General features: G+C 74.1%; 18 protein-coding genes and 2 pseudogenes. 6 read left to right on the top strand and 14 right to left on the bottom strand.

Going from position 1 to position 21,545, the window contains the following annotated elements:
* Positions 1–72: 72 nt before the first annotated feature.
* The 5 genes and pseudogenes from CIK06_RS15945 to CIK06_RS15920 all read right to left on the bottom strand — a co-directional run bounded on the left by CIK06_RS15945 (position 73) and on the right by CIK06_RS15920 (position 8,476).
* On the bottom strand, positions 73–1,224 hold the full coding sequence (locus CIK06_RS15945) for a MupA/Atu3671 family FMN-dependent luciferase-like monooxygenase (RefSeq protein ID WP_095565486.1): 1,152 nt from the start codon (positions 1,222–1,224) through the stop codon (positions 73–75).
* Between the two features lie 4 nt (positions 1,225–1,228).
* The gene (locus CIK06_RS31905) at positions 1,229–2,314 is read right to left on the bottom strand and encodes a condensation domain-containing protein (protein ID WP_255408603.1); all 1,086 of its coding nucleotides are present in this window, start codon (positions 2,312–2,314) and stop codon (positions 1,229–1,231) included.
* Positions 2,315–2,541: 227 nt separating this feature from the next.
* Positions 2,542–4,893 (bottom strand): annotated as a pseudogene (locus CIK06_RS15930) (amino acid adenylation domain-containing protein); the annotation flags it as partial.
* An 89-nt stretch (positions 4,894–4,982) separates the two neighbouring features.
* Positions 4,983–6,149: an MFS transporter gene (locus CIK06_RS15925; RefSeq protein ID WP_157756789.1), complete on the bottom strand. Its 1,167-nt coding sequence runs from the start codon at positions 6,147–6,149 to the stop codon at positions 4,983–4,985.
* Positions 6,150–7,108: 959 nt separating this feature from the next.
* A complete protein-coding gene (locus tag CIK06_RS15920) occupies positions 7,109–8,476 on the bottom strand; it encodes an endo-1,4-beta-xylanase (RefSeq protein ID WP_369915977.1) in 1,368 nt (455 codons plus the stop codon).
* A 135-nt stretch (positions 8,477–8,611) separates the two neighbouring features.
* On the opposite strand from CIK06_RS15920, the gene CIK06_RS29440 reads away from it, so the two are divergent.
* Complete coding sequence (locus tag CIK06_RS29440; RefSeq protein WP_157756788.1) at positions 8,612–8,809, top strand: hypothetical protein; 198 nt, start codon at positions 8,612–8,614, stop codon at positions 8,807–8,809.
* Between the two features lie 99 nt (positions 8,810–8,908).
* Positions 8,909–10,171 carry a PHB depolymerase family esterase gene (locus CIK06_RS31900; protein WP_095567883.1) on the top strand — a complete coding sequence of 421 codons (1,263 nt, stop codon included), beginning with the start codon at positions 8,909–8,911 and terminating at the stop codon, positions 10,169–10,171.
* Positions 10,172–10,542: 371 nt separating this feature from the next.
* On the opposite strand, the gene CIK06_RS15910 is transcribed toward CIK06_RS31900, so the two are convergent.
* The 7 genes from CIK06_RS15910 to CIK06_RS15880 form a co-directional block, all read right to left on the bottom strand.
* Positions 10,543–11,004 carry a hypothetical protein gene (locus tag CIK06_RS15910; RefSeq protein WP_095565482.1) on the bottom strand — a complete coding sequence of 154 codons (462 nt, stop codon included), beginning with the start codon at positions 11,002–11,004 and terminating at the stop codon, positions 10,543–10,545.
* A gap of 178 nt (positions 11,005–11,182) precedes the next feature.
* Complete coding sequence (locus tag CIK06_RS15905) at positions 11,183–12,148, bottom strand: YafY family protein (RefSeq protein WP_095565481.1); 966 nt, start codon at positions 12,146–12,148, stop codon at positions 11,183–11,185.
* A gap of 140 nt (positions 12,149–12,288) precedes the next feature.
* Positions 12,289–13,440 (bottom strand): hypothetical protein, encoded by a 1,152-nt coding sequence (locus CIK06_RS15900; protein WP_198347882.1) that lies wholly within the window; start codon positions 13,438–13,440, stop codon positions 12,289–12,291.
* A gap of 146 nt (positions 13,441–13,586) precedes the next feature.
* Positions 13,587–13,946, bottom strand: a complete 360-nt coding sequence (locus tag CIK06_RS15895) for a BON domain-containing protein (protein WP_369915975.1) — start codon at positions 13,944–13,946, stop codon at positions 13,587–13,589.
* A gap of 72 nt (positions 13,947–14,018) precedes the next feature.
* Positions 14,019–14,699: an STAS domain-containing protein gene (locus CIK06_RS15890; protein ID WP_232533658.1), complete on the bottom strand. Its 681-nt coding sequence runs from the start codon at positions 14,697–14,699 to the stop codon at positions 14,019–14,021.
* Entirely contained in the window at positions 14,696–15,061 is a 366-nt protein-coding gene (locus CIK06_RS15885) for a hypothetical protein (protein WP_095565480.1), read from the bottom strand. The genes CIK06_RS15890 and CIK06_RS15885 overlap by 4 nt, the downstream gene beginning before the upstream one ends.
* The gene (locus CIK06_RS15880) at positions 15,058–15,261 is read right to left on the bottom strand and encodes a hypothetical protein (protein ID WP_095565479.1); all 204 of its coding nucleotides are present in this window, start codon (positions 15,259–15,261) and stop codon (positions 15,058–15,060) included. The genes CIK06_RS15885 and CIK06_RS15880 overlap by 4 nt, the downstream gene beginning before the upstream one ends.
* A gap of 154 nt (positions 15,262–15,415) precedes the next feature.
* On the opposite strand from CIK06_RS15880, the gene CIK06_RS15875 reads away from it, so the two are divergent.
* From CIK06_RS15875 to CIK06_RS15860, 4 genes and pseudogenes are all read left to right on the top strand, one after another.
* Complete coding sequence (locus CIK06_RS15875) at positions 15,416–16,090, top strand: response regulator transcription factor (protein ID WP_095565478.1); 675 nt, start codon at positions 15,416–15,418, stop codon at positions 16,088–16,090.
* Complete coding sequence (locus CIK06_RS15870; protein WP_095565477.1) at positions 16,087–17,442, top strand: cell wall metabolism sensor histidine kinase WalK; 1,356 nt, start codon at positions 16,087–16,089, stop codon at positions 17,440–17,442. The genes CIK06_RS15875 and CIK06_RS15870 overlap by 4 nt, the downstream gene beginning before the upstream one ends.
* Positions 17,439–18,017, top strand: coding sequence for a GerMN domain-containing protein (locus CIK06_RS15865; RefSeq protein ID WP_095565476.1), 579 nt, complete (start codon positions 17,439–17,441; stop codon positions 18,015–18,017). Before CIK06_RS15870 ends, CIK06_RS15865 begins: the two co-directional genes overlap by 4 nt.
* Before the next feature lie 132 nt (positions 18,018–18,149).
* Positions 18,150–19,302, top strand: a pseudogene (locus tag CIK06_RS15860) (cation:proton antiporter); the annotation flags it as partial.
* A 331-nt stretch (positions 19,303–19,633) separates the two neighbouring features.
* Here CIK06_RS15860 and CIK06_RS15855 read toward each other — a convergent pair.
* Together CIK06_RS15855 and CIK06_RS15850 are read right to left on the bottom strand one after the other, a co-directional pair.
* A complete protein-coding gene (locus CIK06_RS15855) occupies positions 19,634–20,932 on the bottom strand; it encodes an SLC13 family permease (protein WP_095565475.1) in 1,299 nt (432 codons plus the stop codon).
* Complete coding sequence (locus CIK06_RS15850; RefSeq protein ID WP_095565474.1) at positions 20,929–21,375, bottom strand: CBS domain-containing protein; 447 nt, start codon at positions 21,373–21,375, stop codon at positions 20,929–20,931. The genes CIK06_RS15855 and CIK06_RS15850 overlap by 4 nt, the downstream gene beginning before the upstream one ends.
* Positions 21,376–21,545 lie beyond the last annotated feature (170 nt).

Here is a 21,545-nt window from a genome sequence, read left to right as displayed (position 1 = left end):
GTTCTCCGCTGCGCTGCGTACCGGCATGAGGCTCTTTCGCCCTGTGTTTGATGATTCGCTCACTGCGTTCGCTCATGCCGGTTCTCCGCTGCGCTGCGTACCGGCCACGTCCGCGCGCAGCTCGGCCAGCCGGTGCAGGCTGGCCAGGATCTCCGTCCGGCCCAGGCCGAAGTCGACGAAGCAGGCGACCTCGTCGCAGCCCAACTCGCGCAGGTCCAGCAGCGACCGGCGGCAGGCGTCCGCCGACCCGAGCAGGCTGCCCCAGCTCAGATAGCGCCGCCGGGCGAACTCCACGAGCGTGTCGATCTCCGCCCCGGTGAGCGCGGCGGCCCGCCCGTCGCCGGCCCGGTTGCTGGCCGTCTGCGCGACGTACGACCGCAGGTACGCCCGCAGCGGACCGCTGGTCCGGCGCATCGCCTCGGCATCGTCGGCGCCGACGTAGGTGTGCGCCATCAGGGTGACCGTGCCGCGGTCCGGGCCGTCCGGCCGGTCGGGCGCGGCTCGGTACGCCTCCCGGTACGCCTCCCGGTAGCGGGCGATCTTGCCGGCCAGCTCGTCCCTGGTCTGCCCGATGGTGGCGCCCAGCACGTTGGTGCGCAGCCGGCCGGCCGCCGCCCAGGTCTCCGGGTTGCCGGAGGTCGTCATCCAGAGGGGGAAACGGGGGGACACCGGGCGGGGCTGCGGGCGCACCGGCACCGGCCGCCCGGTGCCGTCGGGGAACTCGACCGCCTCCCCGGCCCAGAGCCGGCGCAGCAGCGGAATGTCCGCCAGCGCCCGTTGCCGCCGGTCGGCGTAGCGGTCCGGGGCCAGGACGAAGTCGGTGGAGTGCCAGCCGGTGGCCACGGAGACGCCGATCCGGCCGCGGGACAGGTTGTCCACCACCGCCCAGTCCTCGACCACCCGCAGCGGGTGGTGCAGCGGCAGCACCACGCTGCCGGCCCGCACGGCGATCCGCCGGGTGGCGACGGCGAGCGCCGCGGCCAGCACCGGCGGGCTCGGGAACACCTGGCCGACCTGCTGGAAGTGCCGTTCCGGCGTCCAGACCGCGGTGAAGCCCAGCTCGTCGGCGGTGCGGGCGATGGCCAGGATGTCGTCGTACGCCCGCGCGTGGTCGGCCCGGGGGCCGGTGACGCCGGTCGGATCGGCCCGCTCGCCGAGGCCGCCGGCCGGCTCGGCCCGGGGGCCGACGTCGTCCGCGCCGAAGAACATCACGCTGAGGTCCATCGGATCACTCCTCGCCCACGGTCGGCGCCGAGCGGACCCGGGGGATCCGGGGCAGGCGGGGGATGCCGGGTTCGGCCCGGGACGGCGCGGCGGCGAGCGCCTCGGCCAACCCGGCGACGGTCGGCGTGGCGAAGATCTGGGTGGTGGTCAGCCGTCGCCGCTCGGTCGCGGCGATGCGCGCCGCCACCCGCACCGCGCGCAGCGAGTTGCCGCCCAGTACGAAGAAGTCGTCGTGCACCCCCACCCGGTCCACCCCCAGCACCTCGGCCCAGGTGGCGGCGAGCCGCCGCTCCAGTTCGGTGCGCGGGCCGAGGTAGGGGCGCCGGCCGGGCACCGGGGACGCCGGGACGGCGGCCTCGACCGGCGCCGCCGGCGGGTCCACCAGCTCGTCGAGGGCGCTGAGCCGGTCCTGCGGCCGGGCCGCCAGCGCGTCCAGCACCCGCAGCAGGGCGTCGGCCAGCCACTGCGGCACGGCCGGGTCGAAGACCTCCGCCTGGTATTCGATCGTCAGGGCGATCCCGGCCGGTTCGCCGGCCGGTCCGTGTTCGTCGGTCACGTCGACGAGCAACTCGAACCGGGCCGCTCCGGTCCGGACCACCTCCACCCGGCTCCGCACGCCGGGCAGCCGCAGCTCGGCGCGGGCGTTGTTCTGCAACGCCAGCACCACGTCCACCAACGGATGCCGGCCGGGGGCGCGGGCCGGGTTGAGGTCGGCCACCACGGTCTCGAACGGCACGTCCTGGTGGGCGAACGCGGCGATGTCGCCGTGCCGTACCCGGGCCAGCAGCTCGGCGCCCGTCGGATCGCCGGACAGGTCGGTGCGCAGCACCACCAGGTTCACGAAGAAGCCGATCAGGTCGTCCGGGACGCCGGCGGTGCGGGCGGCGACGGGTGCGCCGATCGCGATGTCGTCGCCCGCGCCGGCCCGACGCAGCACGAGCGCCAGCGCCGCGTGCAGCACCATGAACAGCGTGCCGCGGTGCCGCCGGGCCAGCCCGACCAGCCGGGCGTGCGCGGCCGGGTCGATCCGCCGGACGACGGTCTCCGCGCGCGGGCCGGGCGCCGCGGGCCGGTCCGGCCGGCGGGGCAGCGCCAGCCCGCCGGGCAGGCCGGCCAGCGTGGATCGCCAGTACGCGAGGCCGGCATCCCGGTCTGCCGGTGCGCCGTCCGGTACGCCGCCGTGGTACGCCGGCCCCCGGCCGGCCGGCTCCCGATCGCCGGCGCGGTCGCCGGCGGCCGGGTCGCCCGCGCCGGCCGGGGGGCTGCGCCCGCGCGTCGAGCCAGGTACGCGCGGGAGACGTCCCGCAGCAGCGGCGCCAGCGACCAGCCGTCGGCGGCGATCTGGTGCAGCACCAGCAGCAGCGCCCGGGCCGGCGGCCCGGCGGGGGAGGGGGTCCCCGCCGTGGCTGCCGGACCGGTGAGCAGCAGAGCCCGCAGCGGTGGCTCGACGGCCAGCGCGAAGCGGTGCCGGGCGGCCCGGTCCACCTGCTCCCGCAGCTCGTCCTCGCCGGACACCGGTACCGTGTCGATCCGCGGGCGGGCCAGCTCCGCCGGCACCACCCGCTGCTCCGGTTCGCCGTCGTGCGCCGGGAACACGGTCCGCAGCGCCTCGTGCCGGTGCACCACGTCCGCGACCGCCGCCCGCAGCGCCTCGACGTCGACCTCGCCGTCCAGCCGGATCAGGATCGGCATGTTGTACGCGACGCCCGCGTCCATCTGGTCGAGAAACCACAGCCGCCGCTGTGCGTAGGACAGCGGCCGGCGCTCGGGCTCCCGGCCCGGAGACGGGTCAGCCGGGTCCGGGTCCGCCGGGGACGGTGCCGCCGGGGACGGTGCCGAAACGGGCGGCGGCACCGCGGCCGGCGCCGGTACGGGCGGCTCCGCGACCGGCGGCGGGGCCGTGGCCGGCTCCGCTGTCCCGACGAACCGGGCCAGCCCGGCCACCGTCGGTGTCTCGAACACCGCCCGCACCCCGACCTCGACGCCCAGCTCGGAGCGCATCCGGCTGACCAGCCGGACCACCCGCAGCGAGTCGCCGCCCAGGTCGAAGAAGCTGTCCCGCACGCCGACCGCGGGCAGGTCGAGCACCTCGGCGAAGAGCGCGGACAGCGCCCGCTCGGCCGCCGTGCCGGTCGGCTCGGTCGGGTCGGTGCGGGCCGGCGCCGGAGGTTCGGGCGCGGGCAGCGCCGCCCGGTCCAGCTTGCCGGCCGGGGTCAGCGGCAGGGCGTCGAGGACGACGAAGCCCGCCGGCACCATGAACTCGGGCAGCGTGGCCGCGGCGTGGGCGTGCACCTCGGCGGTGTCCAGGGGGCACCCGCGGGCCGGGACGACGTACGCGGTCAGCCGCCGCTCGCCGTCGCGGTCGGACCCGACCACCACCGCGGCCCGGTCGATGCCGGGATGCCGGGCCAGCGCCGCCTCGACCTCGGCCGGCTCGACCCGGAAGCCGCGGATCTTGACCTGCGCGTCCGCCCGCCCCACGAACTCCAGCGTCCCGTCGGCACCCCGGCGGACCAGGTCACCGGTCCGGTACATGCGTTCGCCCGGCGATCCGAGCGGGTCGGCGACGAACCGTTGTGCCGTCAGGCCGGGCCGGTGCAGGTAGCCGTGCGCCAGCCCCACCCCGCGCACGTACAGCTCGCCGACCTCGCCCGCCGGCACCACCCGCAGCCGGCGGTCGAGCACGTGGACGTCCTTGCCGGCCAGCGGCCGGCCGATGGGCACGCTCGGCCGGTCCGCGTCGGCGCGGGTCACCGGGTGGCTGGTCGCGAAGATCATCGCCTCCACCGGGCCGTAGCCGTTGCGCAGACGCAGCCGGGGGAAGCGGTCGAGCGCCCGCGCGACGTGCGGCGGCGACAGCGCCTCGCCGCCCACCACGAGGTCCCGCAGCCCGGCGAGCGCCGTCGGGTGCACGTCCACCAGCACGTTGAAGAGGCTGCCGGACAGGTACATCGTGGTCACGCCGTGCCGGGCGATCAGCTCGGCCAGGACGGTCGGGTCCGGCCGCGGCTGCGGGTACAGCACGCAGGTCCCGCCGAACAGCAGGGCGCCCCACAGTTCCAGCGCGAACGCGTCCCAGGAGACCGGCGCGCACTGCAACCACACGAGGTCCGGGCCGAACGGGAGATAGCGCTGCCCGACCAGGGTGCCGACGATGGCCCGGTGCGGCGCGGCCACCCCCTTGGCCCGGCCGGTGGAGCCGGAGGTGAACATCACGCAGGCCACGTCCGCCGGGCCGACGGCACCGGCGCCGCGCGGCACCGGCCGGCCGGCACCGGCACCGTCCGCCGGCACCGCGTCCGGGTGCGCCGCGACCGCCGCCCCGGCGTCCGCGGAGACCGCCCCGGCGTCGTCGGCGCCCGCCGGCGCCGCGGCGTCGGCCACCGACACGGTACGGACCGGCAGCCCGAGCCGTCCGGCGGCGGGTCCGGTGCCGGTGACCACGACCGCGACCCCGGCGTCGGTCGCCAGCTCGCGCAGCCGGTCCCGCGGAAAGCCCGGATCGAGCACCAGGTAGCCGGCGCCGGCCTTGAGGGTGGCCAGGACCGCGACCACGAGGTCGATCCCGCGCTCCAGATGCACCCCGACGAGCCGGCCGCGCCCGACGCCGACGGTCGCCAGCCGCCGGGCCAGCCGGTCGGCGCGGGCGTCGAGTTCGCGGTAGCTCACCCGCCGGCGGCCGCACACCAGCGCGGTGGCCTCGGGCCGCCGCGCGGCCTGCGTCTCGAACAGTTCGTGGACGCAGGACCCGGCCGCCGTCACGTCCGGACCCTTCCCGTCGCCGGTGTCGCGGCGGCGCTGTCCAGGTCGGGGATCAGCTCGTCGATGTCGCGTACCGTCCGGTTGGTCAGCCCCCAGACCGCGACGGCGGTCCCGCACAGCCCGGCCAGCAGCAGCATGGCGGCCATGCCGCTGCCGTGGCCGTGCCCCACGAGCGGCCGGAGCAGCCCGACCAGCCCGGTGCCGGCGGCGGCCTGCGGCTCGAAGACATGGTCGGCCAGCAGCCCGGAGGTCGCGATGGCCACCGGGGCGGAGATCTGGGACACGAACATCACGGCGCCGAATACCCGGCCCAGCCGGTCCGGCGGAACCTTCGTCTGGATGATCGCCTGGAGGGTGCCGTTGACGACGGGCATGAGCAGCGCCCCGACCAGGATGGCCGCGCACCAGGCGGCGACGCCGCGCACGGAGGCCATCAGGACCTGCGAGCTCAGGCACATGCCGATGATTCCCAGCATCATCCCGCGGACCCGCGACCGCGGTCCGCCCCAGGCGCCCAGCAGCAGGCCGCCGGTGATGCCGCCGACGCCGATGCTGGTCATGACGCTGGCCAGCGCGGAGGTGTCGTTTCCGGTGCGGGCCAGGATCATCGGCTGCACGATGGTGTAGCCGAAGACCATGACCAGGTTCACCACGAAGATGACGAGCGTCAGGCCGCGCAGGCTGGGCCGGGCGAACAGGTAGCGCAGCCCTTCCACGGAGTCGGCGGCCAGCCGGCGGCGGCCGGTGGTGTCGTCCCGGGGCGCCTCGGTGAGGCGTACCAGTTGCACGGACAGCAGCGCGACGGCGAAGCTGGCCAGGTCGGCGATCAGCACCGCGCGCAGGCCCGAGGTGGCGATCAGCACCCCGGCGAGGGCGGGTCCGCAGATGTCCGCGACGCTTCTGGCCGTGCCGACGAGTCCGTTCGCCCGCTGCAACCGGTCCTTCTCGACCAGCAGCGGAATCGCCGAGGACAGGGCCGGGTACTGGAAGGCGGCGGCGGAGCCGAGCAGCGCCACCGCGATGTAGATCAGCCAGAGTCGCAGCTGGCCGGAGAAGTAGACGGCGGACAGCGCGCCCACCGTGAGCAGCCCGCCGAGATCGGCGAGGCGCAGCGCCGTCCGTTTCGGGCAGCGGTCCACGATCGCCCCCGCGGTCGGGCTCAACAGCACCTGGGGAGCAGCGCGCAGAGCGAGAGCAGGACGACCGGGGCGGCGCGTTGTCCGGAAACCCATGCCTGCACCACGAAAGCGAAGCGCAGAACGGAGTTGCCGACGAGCGTGACGAGGTGGCCCGACCAGATAAGCCAAAACCGCCGCATGGAGTTAATCCATCCCCCGCTACCGATGTGTCGTGCGACGTTCCGCGCGATCACATCCCGACCGTCGCAGCGTAGGCATCGATGGCTCGTCCAAGCAACATCCACATAGGACTACGCTGCGAATTCGCGAGCCGGCCGGTGGGCGGGGCCGGAAGGCCCGGTGGACACTGGGAAATCGGCGTGGCCGGTGGGGCGGCGCGGGCGGCCGCCGGCGTCCCGGCCCGGCGCGTCCGGCGGCCGCGGACGGAAGCGGAGGCGTCGGCCGGACGGCGGAATCCGTAGACGGATTCCGCTGTGGAATTGTTCGGGCGTACCGCGGTCCGCTCGGGTCAATTGCGACAGTAAACGTTACCCGAACGACGCTTGTGGCATTTCGGCGCGAGGCACCGCGCGGTTCGCGGAATGGCGCCCGGCCGTTTCCCGACGGTCCGGTACGCGGTGCCCGCGACCCGGTGACCGGACCCGCCGACGGGACCCCTCCGCCGGTCCGGGCCTGCCCCGATCCGGGGCGGACCGCCGGCCGGGACACCGGTCACGGGACCGTCCCGAATGGTGGGGCCGGTGCTCCGGGCCGGCTGCGGGCACGGGCCGGGTCGGACGGCCCGGTGCAATGCAAGATCGATATTCGGGACCCCACCCGTCGGTTCGAAGATCCGGAAAGCGGGCCGTCATCCGTACGCATCCTCCGGGCAATGTTCGTTGCCGGACCGGTGCCCCGGCTTCCGGGCCAACCGGTGTGTGGACGGCCGCGCGGCCCGGAGGGGACACCGGGCCGCGCGGTTTTTTGGTGGGGTGTGGGGTGGGTCAGGTGGTGCAGGTGACGGTGGGCCAGGTCCAGTTGCCGTTGTGTTGGATGGTGACGCCCCAGGTGTTGCCGTTGCCGTTGGGTTTGGCGATGAGGACCTGGCTGCTGGGCCAGGTGGCGGTGATGTTCCAGGTGGCGATGATTTTTGCGGGGGTGGGGACGGTCATGGTGACGGTCCAGGTGGTGGATCCGGTGACGGTGATGCTGAGGTTGTAGCGGTCGTTCCAGATGGATCCTGCGGAGATGGTGGCGGTGCAGTTTCCGGTGGGTGGGTTGGTGGTGGGTGCTGCCGTGGTGGGTGCGGCGGTGGTGGGCGGCGGCGTGCTGCCACCGACCGAGTTGAGCACGTTGAGGACCGAGTTGTAGGCCGCCTTCTTGTTGCCGCTGCCGTCGAAGAGCAGCGGGCTCTCCCCGGAGCGCCACGAGTCGCTGTCCCGGACACCCCAGACGGTGATCCCGACGCACCGGGCCACGTTCACGCACGCCTGGGTCAACGCGCTGTACTGGCTGGTCGAGGCGTTGGTGACGTCCACCTCGGTGAGCGCGACGTCGACGCCCAGCGCGGCGAAGCTGGAGATGGTGGTCTGGAAGTTGCTCGGCACCGAACTGCCGCCGGTGAAGTGGGCCTGGAGTCCGACGCAGTCGATCGGCACGCCCCGGGACTTGAAGTCCCGCACCATGTTGTAGACGCCCTGCGTCTTGGCGTAGCTCCAGTTGTCGATGTTGTAGTCGTTGTAGCAGAGCTTGACCGACGAGTCGGCCGCCCGCGCCGTACGGAACGCCACCTCGATCCAGTCGTTGCCGGTGGCCTGGAGGTTGGACTGCCGGCGGCTGCCGTCCTCGTTGAACGCCTCGTTCACCACGTCCCAGTAGGCCAGCTTGCCCTGGTAGTGGGCCATCACCTTCTGGATGTGGTTGATCATCGCGTTCCGCAGCGCGGTGCCGCTGAGCGACTGCATCCAGCCCGGCTGCTGGGAGTGCCAGGCCAGGGTGTGCCCGCGTACCTGCATGCCGTGGCTGACCGCCCAGTTGTACACCTGGTCGCCGGGGCCGAAGTTGAACTGGTTCTGGCTCGGCTCGGTCGCGTCGATCTTCATCTCGTTCTCGGCGGTGACCATGTTGAACTCGCGGGCCGCGAGGGTGGTGTACGCCGAGTCGTTGAGCTTGCCCGCGCTGATCGCCGTGCCGAAGTACCGGCCGGACTGGGCGGCGGCGGCGCCCAGGGTGCTCGCCGCGGCGCTGGCGCTGGAACTCACCACCGCGACGGCGCCGAGGGCGAGCGTGCTGGCAGCCCCCGCGGCCAGGACACCGCGGACCCAGCGGGGCACCTTCGTGGCGCGGCGGGGCGGGGCGGACGGTGTGATCACATCGTGCTCCTTTCTGGGCGGCTCGGGCGGCGCGGCACCGGGTCGCCCGGCCGGTCGGTGGTGGGCGCCGTGGCGTCCGTTCACCGGCCTGCGGCGTGGCGGGCATGGACGGAAGTAGATGGTCCGCATCGTGGCATGCCGGTCGGTGACCGGCAACACTTTCCGAAAGATTTCGACGCCAAAGGCGTCTCACTTGGACAAACTCCCGTAACACCAGCTCTTGATCTTGGCGGCTCGGTGGCCCTTTCCGGTGACAGACGGCGAGCGGAGGGTGTCTCGCCGTTCGCCGTGTCGAGCGCACCGCTCATCGAGGATCTTGCGGTCATCTATTGATGCCGAAATTTTCGGGCTCAATACTGCGAAAACCTTTCGGGGCCGTTCCGGCTCCGCCGCACCGAGGAAGGAGCACGTCGTATGGTGAAACGGCGCTTCATGTCCCTCTTGCTGGCCACGGTGCTACCCGTGGTCGCCGCGGGCGTCCTGCTCGTGGCCGGACCGGCCGCGGCCGCCTCGCTCACCCAGGTGACGAACTTCGGCACCAACCCCGGCAACCTGAACATGTACATCTACGTGCCGAACAACGTGGCCCCGCAGCCGGCGCTGCTGGTGGCGATCCACTACTGCCAGGGCAGCGCCTCCGCGCTGTACGGCGGGTACTTCCACGACTACGTCACCGCGGCCGACCAGTACGGGTACATCATCGTCTTCCCCGAGGCCACCCGCAGCGGCAACTGCTTCGACGTGTACTCGCCGCAGGCGCTGAGCCGCAACGGCGGCAGCGACCCGGTCAGCATCATGTCCATGGTCAGCTACACCCGCCAGCGGTACAACGTGGACGCCAACCGCATCTACGTCAGCGGCGTCTCCTCCGGGGCGATGATGACGAACGTGATGGCCGCCGAGTATCCGGACGTCTTCCGGGCCGGCTCGGCGTTCATGGGCGTCCCGGCGACCTGCTTCGCCACCGGCAGCGCCAGCAACACCTGGAACAGCCAGTGCGCCAACGGGCAGGTGAGCAAGACCGCCCAGCAGTGGGGCGACGCCGCCCGCGGGATGTATCCCGGCTACTCCGGCGGGTACCCCCGGATGCAGCTCTGGCACGGCACCGCCGACGGCACCCTGAACTACAACAACTTCGGCGAAGAGATCAAGCAGTGGACCAACCTCAACCAGGTCGGCCAGACGCCGGTCTCGACCGACTATCCGCAGTCCGGCTGGACCCGCACCCGGTACGGCAACTCCGGTACGCAGCCGCCGGTCGAGGGCATCAGCGTCGCGGGGCAGGGCCACTCGCTGCCGCTGAGCGGGATGGTGGGCTACGCCATCGCCTTCCTCGGCCTCAACGGCGGTGGCAGCACGCCGCCGCCCACCACCGCCGCACCCACCACGGCCGCACCCACCACCGCACCACCCACCACCAACCCACCCACCGGAAACTGCACCGCCACCATCTCCGCAGGATCCATCTGGAACGACCGCTACAACCTCAGCATCACCGTCACCGGATCCACCACCTGGACCGTCACCATGACCGTCCCCACCCCCGCAAAAATCATCGCCACCTGGAACATCACCGCCACCTGGCCCAGCAGCCAGGTCCTCATCGCCAAACCCAACGGCAACGGCAACACCTGGGGCGTCACCATCCAACACAACGGCAACTGGACCTGGCCCACCGTCACCTGCACCACCTGACCCACCCCACACCCCACCAAAAAACCGCGCGGCCCGGTGTCCCCTCCGGGCCGCGCGGCCGTCCACACACCGCCGATCCGGACCACGAACCCCCGGGCTGTCCGGCGGGGTCGGATCGGCGGTGAGGCGCCAGTCAGGTGAGCGATAACATTGCGGCGTCCCGAGGCGCGCCATGCGCTTGCCTGGTGCCGTGAGCTTTACAGTCGTTGCGGGATGGCCCGGTCATCCCGCAACGACGCCGGATACATCCGACGTTCCGAGGTTATCGATAACATCACGGTTGTCAAGGGATCGCCGCGCATCTATCAGTCTGGGTCGACGGCGTGCCGCCGGGTGCGGTCGCACCGGTGGTGGGCCGGGCCGGGGGAGGGCTACCGGGCGGGTCGACCGGACCGGCCGGATGCCACCGGCCGGTGCCGCGCCGCGCCACCGGCCGGCGTGCCCGGTCCGGACGGATCCGGGTGGTCCGCCACGTCGATCGCGGCGCAGTCGGTCAGCCGGCACCGGGTCCGGGGGTGATGCCAGTCGAACTCCCGCCGGGAGACCGCGACCACGTAGGCGTCCGAGGGTCGGTTCGGACCCGCGTCGAGGAATCGGATCAGCCGGGTACGGGCTCGCCAGGCGCGGCCGATCTCCCGGAAGAAGCCGTGGAACTGGTGCACGTGCTGGCCACCGCGGCGCCACTGCACCCGGATGGTGAACCCGGTGTCGGCCCCGGTCGCCGTCCGGGCGGCCGGTCGGTCCGCCGCGTCGGGCTGCCGGGGTGGAGCGCGGAAGAGCCAGGCGACGATCCGCGCCGCGGCCCGGGTCGGACGGGTGGACGGAAACGGCATGCGACGACCTCCGTCTGGGGCGGAGGCGACAGCCGTCTCCGCGGTTCCGGCGAGGGCCTTCGGTGGTGCGTGGATCCGAGACTCGATTATTCCATATTGGACAGCCAGATGACATCGATCCGCGGATATGGCTGACACTTCCTGGAATCCGGACCCCGCCGGCCGGCGAGGGCGCCGGTCAGTCGTCCGCGGCCCGCGCTGCGGCCAGGAACCGGTGACCCAGCTCCCGCGCGGCGTCCCGGACCGCCGGGCTGCGCACGATCCGGTACGGCGGGCGCAGCGCAGCGAGCTGCTCGACGTACCAGTCCGGGTGGCCGGTGCTGCCCACCAGCCGGCTGGTCCCGTCGGCCAGCGACTCGAGCCGGCCGAGCGCCCGGGGCAGGCAGGGCGCGACCGCCTCGACCGGGGCGTCGATCAGCACCTCCACCTCGTACTCCCAGCCGATCGCGAGATGCTCCTCCAGCGTGGCGACCGGATCCAGCCCGGCCGGCGGGGTGAACGTGCCGGCCAGCGCCGCCACCGACCGGATCCGGTCGATCCGGTACGTCCGCCTGGCGTCCACGCCGTGTGACCAGCACAGCAGGTACCACCGGCCGTGACGGACCACCACCGCCCACGGGTCGACCTCGGCCTGCCAGTGCGATCCGGACCCGGACGTGCACTCCAGTCGTACCGTCCGGCGCTCCGCGCAGGCCTGGACGAGCGCGGCGGTGGTGTCCGGGTCCGGCCGGGCGGCGCCGCGGTCCGGCGCGGGCGCCGTGACCCGGCGGACCGCCTCGGCCTGCGCGGCCACCGGCTCCGGCAGGGCCCGCACCAGCTTTCCGAGCGCGCTGCCGACCGGGTCGGTCGGGTCGCTGGCCGGGTGGTGGCCGTCCAGCACGGCCATCACCAGGCCGAGCGCCTCGGTGGCGCTGAAGGTCAGCGGCGGCAGCCGCAGCCCGCGGCCGATCCGGTAGCCGCCGAAGGGGCCGCGGAGCGAGTCGATCGGGATGCCTGCCTCGCGCAGGATGCCGACGTACCGCCGGGCGGCCCGGTCCGACACGCCGAGCTTGTCGGCGAGCCGTTCGGCGGTGATGCCCGGGTTGCTCTGGAGCAGGTCCAGGGCCAGCAGTGCCCGGGCCGTGGGGCTGGTGTCCGGCCTCATCGCAACGTCCGCCAATCCGGAGGTGGAATGTCCGGAACGCAGCCTAATCCCTGCTCACCGGCCGTGCCGGGGCGCGCCGCGGGATCGGTCGCCGGTGTCCGAGCGCGGCGGCACCCCGGTCACGCCCGGCGGCACCCCGGTCACGCCCGGTCACGCCGGCGGGACCGGATGGACAGGACGAGCCCCACCGCGAGCAGGGCGATCCCGGCCAGGGCGATCGCGGCACCGGCCACCAGCACCGGGGTGGCCGGCCCGGCCCAGCCCCGCCGGGCGGCCGGGGAGCCGCCCGCGGCCGGGTCGGACGCGCCGGCCGGGCCGGACGCCGCGGCGGTGGGCGGGCCGGCGCCGGCCGTGGCCGGTGCGGTCGTGCCGGCGCCGGCGGGCGACGGCGCCGGGTAGCGCAGGATCGTGGGCCGGGTGCCCGGCGGCTGGTCCGCGGTCTCCGAGACGGTCAACAGCCACCGGCCGTCCCGGCTGTAGCTGATCGACTCGCCCTGCGGCTCGTCGGGCAGCGGGACGATGCGGGGCTTCCCGCCGGTCAGCGCCGCGACCACGTCCCCGTCGACGACATCGAACTCGAACGCGTCCGCGTAGGTCCGCAGCACCACCCGCCGGCCGTCCGGCGCGGTCGCGCCGCCGGTCACCAGCGACCGCCCGAAGATGGAGTACGGGTTGCTGGTGGTGGTGTCGGGCAGGCTCACCTCGCCCAGCTTCGCCAGCGGCACTGTGCCGCCGGCCACCAGCGGCGCGGCCGGGGCGTACAGGCCGGCCGGACCGGGCTGCTTCGTCACGATCAGCGGACCGTCCGCGGTCAGCAGCAGCGCCTCGGCGTCGTGCGCCCCGTCCGGGTACGTCATCCGGTGCAGCACCGGGCGGTTGCCGCCGGGCGCCAGGGTCCACACCGCCACGGTCTGCCGCGACCGGTTGTTGTCGCCGGTGTCCGCCACCCAGATCGTGCCGTCCGCACCGATCCCGAGATCCTCGGTGTCCCGGGGTCGGGACGGGTAGCGCACCGTCCGGGTGACCGCGCAGGCGTCGTCGAGGAAGAAGATGCGCCGCCGGGGCTCGTCGTCGGCGCTGTCGTTCACCACCACGAAACCGTGCTCGGTGGCGACCATCCCGGAGATCTCGTTCAGCCGGGAGTCGCGGACCTGGCACACCCGCTCGGCCGCGGCGGCGCGTGCCGCGGCGGCGGCCGCCGCCCGACCGGAGGCGACGCCCGGCAGCGGCGCCACCAGGGCGCCGGTCACCAGGGCCGCGCACAGCCGTACCGCCGGATGATCCCCCGTCATCGCCCGTCCTCCCGCCGTCGCCGCCCGGGCTACACGGTCGCACGCGGCGACCACGGCGGCGACGGCGGTGCGGGGAGACCCGGGCGGTGCGGCAAGACCCGGGCGGTGCTACCTCGACGGCCCGCGGCGGCCCGGCGCCACCGGCGTCACCGGCCGCGCTGGTGCGGGCGCGGGAACAGCGCGTTGCACACGTCGTGCACCCCCGGTACGCCCCAGGCGAGTTCGCCGGCCACTCGGCGCACCTCGCTGTCGGTCACCGCGCCGGTGAGGATGACCACCCGGTTCTGGGCCGTGACGGCGATCGGCTGCCGGGAGGTTTCCCAGTCGGTACGCAGTCGCTGGGTCACCAGCGCCGCGAGGTGCAGATCCTCCTCGGCCGGCGTGGCGCCGGGCGTATCGGTCTCGCCCGGGTCGGAGCCGAAGGGGTGGAAGCCGAACGGGTCGGCGCCGTTCGCGGGGTACGGCCCGGCCGACGGCTCCTCCGGTTCGGGCATGGGCATCACCATGGTGTGACCTCTCTCGGCAGGTTGTGGCCGCGCGGTGACCGCCGACGGCCGGGGTGGTGGCGGGGGTCGGTCTCAGGAATCGGTGGCCGGGCCGTGCCCGGTCGGCTCGGCGGGAACGTGGGCCTCTTCGTGCTGCGGCACCGGGACGCCGGCCGTGTCCGCGTCGGTCCGGGCGGCCGGCAGGGTGCGCAGCGCCTGGACCCGGCTGTCGAAGATCGGGAAGGCGGCGTCCAGCCGCATGGTGTGCAGCGCGCATCGCACGAAGCGCGACGGCGCCGCCAGGCAGAGCACGTCACCGCGGCTGCGGGCGTCCTGTCGGGCCCGCACCAGCAGGCTGAGATCGTCGGGGTCGATGGTGCGCACCGTGGCCAGGTCGACCACGACGTACCGGCCGACGGTCTGCGCCGCGGCGAGCGCCCGGTGCAGGTCGTTGCGGCCGGAGCGCTCGTGGCCGGCGGGCGTCGACCCGGCGCCGTTGCCGTTCGCGCCGCCGGACCCGGACCGGCGGGTCCCGGCCGGTGTCGCGCGCCGGCCGGACCGGCCGCCGCCGGTCGGCCCGTCCTGGCCGTCCAGCCAGTCGCAACGGGGGCAGTGGTGCGGGCCGGTGGCGAAGGCCGACCCGGTCCAGCCCTGGTCGAGCACGAGCGTCCAGACCACCTCGGCGTCGGGCAGGGCCCGCGCCGAGGTGGTGACCGAGGCCCCACAGTGATCGCAGACCAGCGTCATCAGCTCGGCATCCGGAACCACCGTCACGCCGCGTCCCCTCCTACTCCGGCGTTCCCCTGCTGGCGGGCGCGCCAGCGCCGCGTCCGCGAGTCCTGCGCCGGGACCGCCGCCGGCACCGGAGCCGCGCTGCGGACCCGGCCCGCCGTACCGGCCACCACCACGACCCCGAGGGTCGCCACGGCGGCCTGCGCGATGGCCTCGACCACGCCGAGGCCGTCGGTGCCGAGCCCGAGCAGTTGGGTCGCGATCGCCCCCGCCTGCGCGCCCACCACCCCGGCCACCATCACCAGCCAGGGCGGTACGTCGCGCCGGTGCGGCGTCAGCAACCACCCGACCACGCCGATGGCGGTGCCGGTGAGGATGCCGGCGAGCAGCCCGAGGCCGGTCACCGCCGGGCACCCGGATCGGGTACGGGGGCCACGGCGCCCGCGGGCGGACGTGCCGGCGGGCCGGCCACCGGCCGGCCCGGGTTCAGCGGGATGACGGATTCCAGCACCGCGTCGGCCCCGGTCACACTGGTCGGGTCCAGCGCCGCGCGGACGCACACCTCGCCCAGCGGCACGGGGGACTCGGTATCGGAGGAGGTCATCGGCGATCCTTCCGCCACAGGTCCGGTTTGGGCCCTCCACCGTGCAGCGTCCGGTTGGCAACCGGTGCGCGGTGGTGTGACGGTTGCGTGACAATTCCCTCGTCCGCCGCACCCTGCTCTGGGACCCGGAACCGCCCGCGGGAAGGATGCCGACATGACCGGCGTACTGGTGATCGAGGACGACGACCGCATCCGGTTGGCCCTGCTCCTCGCCCTTGAGGAGGAGGGCTACCCCGCCCGGGGCGCGGCCACCGCCGAGGAGGGGCTGCGCGAGCAGCGTCGCGAACCGGCGGATTATGTCCTGGTCGATCTGATGTTGCCGGGTATCGACGGTTTGGAGTGCATTCGCGAGCTGCGCCGCGACGACGACGTACCGATCGTGGTCGTCAGCGCCCGGGACGACACCAACGACGTGGTGGCCGCGCTGGAGGCGGGCGCCGACGACTACGTGGTGAAGCCGGTGGCCACCCGGGAGCTGTCCGCCCGGCTCAGGGCGCTGCGCCGCCGGGCTCGGGCCGCCCCCGCCGCCATCCCGGTACTGACCTTCGGCCGGTTGCAGATCAGCCCGGAGGCCGGCGAGGTACGGCTGGCGGGCGAGCCGGTGGCGGTGACCCGCACCGAGTTCCGGCTGCTGTGCGAGCTGGCCGAGCACGCCGGCCGGGTGTTGTCCCGGCCGCAGCTGCTGCAGCGCGTGTGGGGCCACCAGTTCGGCGACGAGCGCCTGGTGGACGTGCACGTCGGACGGCTGCGCCAGAAGATCGAACCGGACCCGGCGAACCCGCGGCACCTGGTCACCCTGCGTGGCCTGGGCTACAAGCTCCAGTCATGAGACGGCTCGGGGTCCGCGCCCGGGTCACCGCGGGATTCACCGTGGGCGCGCTGCTGCTCGCGGCCTCGATGGCGCTGGTGTCGTACGAGCTGATCCGCCGCTCGTTGCTGGAGGGGCGGGAACGCAACGCCGTACGCGCCGCCGCCTTCGACGCCGGTGTCGTCCGCGTCGGCCTGGCCACCGAGAATCCGGACCTGGTGGAACTGCTCCGGTCGCTGGACACCGGCGGCGACCGGCGGGCGGTGGTACGCCGCGACGACGCCTGGTACGGCCGCGGCGCCGACGAGGGGATCACCGCCGCCATTCCCGCCGAGCTGCGCCGGATGGTCGAGCGGGAACAGCCCGCCGTCCAGCGGGTCCGGGTGGACGGCGAGCCGGCCCTGCTGGTCGGCCTGCCGCTGGCCAACGGCAGCAGCCTCTACGAGGTCACCTCGCTGCGGGAACTGGAGCAGGCGTTCCAGGCGCTGGCCCTCGCGCTCACCGCCGTGGCGATCATGGTGAGCGGCACCGGAGCGGCGCTCGGCTGGTACGTCACCCGGCACGCCCTGCGGCCGCTGACCGCGGTCGCGGACGCCGCGGAGAAGATCTCCACCGGGGACTTCACCATCCGCCTCGGGCCGGACAGCGACCCGGACCTGACCCGGCTGTCGACCTCGTTCAACCGCATGGTGGACCAGCTCGCCCAGCGTCTTGAGCGGGACCGCCGGTTCGCCGCCGACGTCAGCCACGAACTGCGGTCACCGTTGCAGACCCTCGCCGCGGCCGCGAGCGTGCTGCACAGCCGGCGGGCCGGTCTCGACGAACGGACCGCCACCGCGGTCACGCTGGTCACCGACGAACTCGCCCGCTTCCAGCGACTCGTCGACGACCTGATCGAACTCGCCCGGACCGACCGGCCGGCCCGGCGCGAACCGGTCGACGTCGCGGAGCTGGCCCGGGGGATCTGCCGGGGGCGCGGCGTGCCGGACACGGTGGTGTCCGTGGTGCCCGCGGTCGGCGCGCTCTGGTGCGTCGACCGGCGCCGGACCGAGCAGGTGCTGGCCAACCTGCTCGACAACGCCGTCCGCTACGGCGGCGGCCCGACCCGCGTGCGGATCCTCCGGCACGACGGCTGGGGAACGATCGAGGTCGACGACGAGGGGCCGGGCGTTCCGGAGGAGGACCGCGGCATCATCTTCGACCGCTTCGTGCGCGGCCGGATCGCGCACGCCCGCGCCGGGGCGGAGGGTACGGGTCTGGGGCTCGCGCTGGTGGCCGAGCACGCGGCGGCGCACGACGGCGCCGCGGAGGTCACCGACCGGCCCGGCGGGGGAGCCCGGTTCCGGGTGCGGTTCGCGGGGGTGACCCGGTGACCCGGCCCGGGCGGCGCAGCCGCGCCGGTGCGCTGCTGCTGGCCCTGGGCACGCTCGCCGGGTGCGGCGTACCGGTGGACAAGGCGCCCCGGGCGGCCGATCCGCCGCCCGGCGCGTTCCCCGCGCCGGTGACCGGCGCCAGCGCCTCGGCGGACGCGGCGCCCGGCCGGTTTCCCGAGGTGCTGTACCTGATCCGGGACGACCGGGTGGTGCCGGTGACCCGCCGGGTGGACGTGGCGCCCTCGGTGCAGGACCAGCTCGATCACCTGCTGGCCGCGCCCGGTCCCCGGGAACGGGCCTCGGGCCTGACCAGCGCCCTGCCGGGCACGCTGACCGTGACCGGCGTGCAGTTGGTGGGGCAGCGGGCCACCGTCGAGGTGGGCGGGGCCGGCGACGGCGCCGGGCGCAGCGACGAGGTGCTCGCCTTCGCGCAACTCGTCTGCACGCTGACCAAGCGCGAGGACATCGCCACCGTCGCCTTCCAGCGCCGCGGCCGGCCGCTGGGCGTGCCGCGCGGCAACGGCTCGTTGACCCAGGACCCGGTCACCATCAGCGACTACAGCGCGCTGCTGTGAGGGGCGCCGGCGCCCGTCGCCGATGCCCCGGGCACTCCGGTTTGTCGGGGTCCCGGGTAGGCTGATCCGGATCTTCGGCGAGCCGGGAAGTCTGGTCGGCACCCCGACCGCCCCTGCCTCCGGGAGGCTTCCGTGCTGCTGGCCTTTGCCGCCGTGCTGCTGCTGGCCGTGCTCGTGTCCGCGCTCGCGCACCGGACGATCCTGTCCACCGCGGCGCTGTTCCTGGTCGCCGGGTTCGTGTTGGGCGAGGACACCACGGGCGTCCTGCACCTGCACGCGGACTCGCCGATCGTGGCCCAGTTGGCGGAGCTGGCGTTGTTCGCGGTGCTGTTCACCGACGGCATGCGGGTCGGCTGGGCCGACCTGCGCGCGGCCTGGCGGCTGCCCGGCCGCGCGCTGGGCTGGGGCCTGCCGCTGACCCTGCTGGTGACCGCCGTGCTCGCGCACTACATCGCCGGGCTGGGCTGGCCGACGGCGTTGCTGATCGGCGCCGTGCTGGCCCCCACCGACCCGGTGTTCGCGGCCGCGCTGGTCGGCAACGACAAGGTGCCGGCCCGGCTGCGGCACCTGCTCAACGTCGAGTCCGGGGTCAACGACGGCCTGGCGCTGCCGTTCGTGGTGGTGCTGCTGGCCGTGGCCGCCGGCTCGGCCGACCTGCACCTGGGCGAACTCGGGGCCGAGCTGGCGATCGGCCTGGCGATCGGCGTGCTGGTGCCGCTGGCGGCGATCACCCTGGAGCGCACCCGGATGTTCGCCGCGTCGGCCGCGTACGCGTCGCTGAACGGCGTCGCGATCGGGCTGCTGGTGCTCGCCCTCGGCAAGGCCCTGCACGGCAACCTGTTCCTGGCCGCGTTCAGCGCCGGGATCACCGTGGCCACCTTCGGGCCGCGGGAGCGGGAGGCGTTCGAACACTTCGGCGAGAACGTCGCCGAGCTGCTCAAGCTGGCCGCCCTGCTGGTCTTCGGCGCGCTGATCTCGGTGCGGTTCCTCGGCGACATCAGCTGGTCCGGCTGGGTGTTCGCGTTCGCGGCCCTGGTGGTGGCGCGGCCGGTCGCGCTCTGGATCTCGTTCCTGCGCTCCGGGCTGAGCCTGCGGGAGCAGGCCGCCGCCATGTGGTTCGGCCCCAAGGGCTTCGCCTCGGTGGTGTACGGGCTGCTGGTGCTCGACGCGGGGATCGCCGACGGGGACACCGTCTTCCACCTGGTCGCGCTGACCATCGTGCTGTCGATCCTGCTGCACTCCTCCACCGACATCGTCGTGGCCCGCGCGTTCGACGAGGCCCGGGACGTGCCGCACTGGGCCGGGATGGTGCACCGGATCCGGCGGCCCGTCCGGGTGTCGGCCGGGCCGGTGATCGAGCCGCCGGACGGGCCGGGGCCGGCCGACGCGGGGTCGGTGCGGCGGGTCGAGCCGACCGAGGGGGTCGACCTCGGCGGGCCGGACCGCGCGGATCTCGGCGCGGATCCCGGCGAACCGGACCCGGCGCCCCGCCCGCACGACCCGGCCGACCCCCGCGGGGAGGATCCCCGCGGGTAGCCGCCGCGGGCCGGCCGCCGGCTCGGAGCCGGCCGCCTCTCAACCGACTGTCGGCCGCCGCGCCGGCGGCCGGCACCGGCTCAGGCCAGCACGAAGTAGCGCAACCACAGGTACGGCATGGCGAGGCCGACCGTGATCACGGTGACGATCAGTCCGTAGCGGGTGAACTGCCAGAACGTGATCCGCTGGCCGGCGCGTTCGGCCAGGCCGAGCACGACCACGTTGGCGGAGGCCCCGACCGCGGTGGCGTTGCCGCCCAGGTCGGCGCCGAGGGCGAGGGCCCACCACAGCACGTGCGGCTGGCTCGTGCCGTGTTCGGCGCTCACCAGTTCGGCGACGACCGGGCTGATGGTGGCGACGTACGGGATGTTGTCGACGATGGCCGACAGCACCGCGGACCCCCAGAGCAGGACCATGGTGGCCGGCAGCATCCGGTCGGCCGTCGCGTCGACGGCGGCCCGGGAGATCCGGTCGACCACACCGGTCGCGACGAGGGCGCCGACCATGATGAACAGCCCCGCGAAGAAGACCAGGGTCGGCCACTCGACGTCCCGGGCGACCTCGCCGGCATCGAGCCGGGACAGCGCCAGCAGCAGCAGGCCACCGATCAGCGCGACCACCGCCGGCTCCAGGTGCAGCGTCGTGTGCAGCACGAACGCCGCGGTGACCGCCGCGAGCACGGCCATGCCGAGCACCAGCAGCCGCCGGTCGCGGATCGCGTCGGACTCGCGCAGCGTGGCGATCTGGGCGGCGCGTTCCGGGTCGTAGCGGAAGGCGCTGCGGAACAGCACCCGGCAGAGGCCGAGGAAGACCACGAGCACCAGCAGGACGAACGGGGCGAGGTGGATGAGGAAGTCGTTGTAGGACAGCCCGCCGCGGCTGGCGATGATGATGTTGGGCGGGTCGCCGACCAGGGTCGCGGTCCCGCCGATGTTCGACGCCATCGCCTCGGCGATCAGGTACGGCGCGACCGGCACCGCGAGCCGTTCGCAGACCAGGAAGGTCACGGGCGCCACCAGGAGCACGGTGGTGACGTTGTCCAGCGCGGCCGAGGCGACGGCGGTGAACAGCACGAGGATCACCATCACCCGGAACGGCCGGCCGCGGGCGCGCTTGGACGCCCAGACCGCGACGTACTCGAACGCGCCGGTGCGCCGCAGCACGGAGACGATGAGCATCATCCCCACCAGCAGGAAGATGACCGACCAGTCGATGCCGGACTCTTCGGAGAAGAACGCGTGCTCCGTGTCGGTCGCGCCGATGAGGAACATCACGGCCGCGCCGCCGAGCGCGGCGGCTACGCGGTGCACCTTCTCGGTGGCGATGAGCAGGTAGGCGATGGTGAAGACCGCGACGGCGGCCCATGCGACGCCGCTCACGCGGACAGCATCCGGTCGAGCAGCGCGTCCAGGGTGATGGCGCCGATCATCGGCCCGCCCGCGGGGGCGATGGCCACCAGCGGGCTGCGCGAGCCGGCCATCACCGCGGCGATCTCCAGCACCGTCGCGTCCGGGTCGACCACCGGCAGATCGTGGTGCTCGCGCGGGAGCAGGTCGGCGACGGTGCGTCCGCGCACCCCGGCCAGGAACAGGTCGGCCGAGGGTTCGTCGATCATCCGGGCGAGCGTCGGATCGTCCTGGCAGTAACGCGGGATGACCAACCGCAGGACCTGGGTGCCGGGCATCACGGTCACCGGTCGGCCGGAGTCGTCGACCACGATCAGCCCCGGCAGGTTGTGGGCGGCCAACAGCCGCATCGCGTCGAGCGCGGGTGTCTGGGTGCCGACGGTGGGCAGGGACATCGCGAAATCTCTGGCACGCACGGAACGCTCCTGGACGGCGGTGTGTGGGCAGGGGACAACCTCGCCGACCAGACTTCCCGGCACGCCCGACCAGCACACTAGCCCACCGGAGGGGCCGATGCCGCCGGGTACCACCGGTGGCGTGATCGAGTGGACAGAAATCCGCAGACCACCCACGGTGTGATTCTTGT

Source organism: Plantactinospora sp. KBS50 (assembly GCF_002285795.1).
Taxonomy (GTDB): Bacteria; Actinomycetota; Actinomycetes; order Mycobacteriales; family Micromonosporaceae; genus KBS50.
This window is presented reverse-complemented; position numbering and strand designations above follow the sequence as displayed.

What these genes read in the sequence shown, in the direction of transcription:
- CIK06_RS15945 (WP_095565486.1), bottom strand. Translation starts at nt 1,224, where the DNA reads ATGGACCTCAGCGTGATGTTCTTCGGCGCGGACGACGTCGGCCCCCGG.
- CIK06_RS29440 (WP_157756788.1), top strand. Translation starts at nt 8,612, where the DNA reads ATGCCGGTCGGTGACCGGCAACACTTTCCGAAAGATTTCGACGCCAAA.
- CIK06_RS31900 (WP_095567883.1), top strand. Translation starts at nt 8,909, where the DNA reads ATGTCCCTCTTGCTGGCCACGGTGCTACCCGTGGTCGCCGCGGGCGTC.
- CIK06_RS15910 (WP_095565482.1), bottom strand. Translation starts at nt 11,004, where the DNA reads ATGCCGTTTCCGTCCACCCGTCCGACCCGGGCCGCGGCGCGGATCGTC.
- CIK06_RS15905 (WP_095565481.1), bottom strand. Translation starts at nt 12,148, where the DNA reads ATGAGGCCGGACACCAGCCCCACGGCCCGGGCACTGCTGGCCCTGGAC.
- CIK06_RS15900 (WP_198347882.1), bottom strand. Translation starts at nt 13,440, where the DNA reads ATGACGGGGGATCATCCGGCGGTACGGCTGTGCGCGGCCCTGGTGACC.
- CIK06_RS15895 (WP_369915975.1), bottom strand. Translation starts at nt 13,946, where the DNA reads ATGGTGATGCCCATGCCCGAACCGGAGGAGCCGTCGGCCGGGCCGTAC.
- CIK06_RS15880 (WP_095565479.1), bottom strand. Translation starts at nt 15,261, where the DNA reads ATGACCTCCTCCGATACCGAGTCCCCCGTGCCGCTGGGCGAGGTGTGC.
- CIK06_RS15875 (WP_095565478.1), top strand. Translation starts at nt 15,416, where the DNA reads ATGACCGGCGTACTGGTGATCGAGGACGACGACCGCATCCGGTTGGCC.
- CIK06_RS15870 (WP_095565477.1), top strand. Translation starts at nt 16,087, where the DNA reads ATGAGACGGCTCGGGGTCCGCGCCCGGGTCACCGCGGGATTCACCGTG.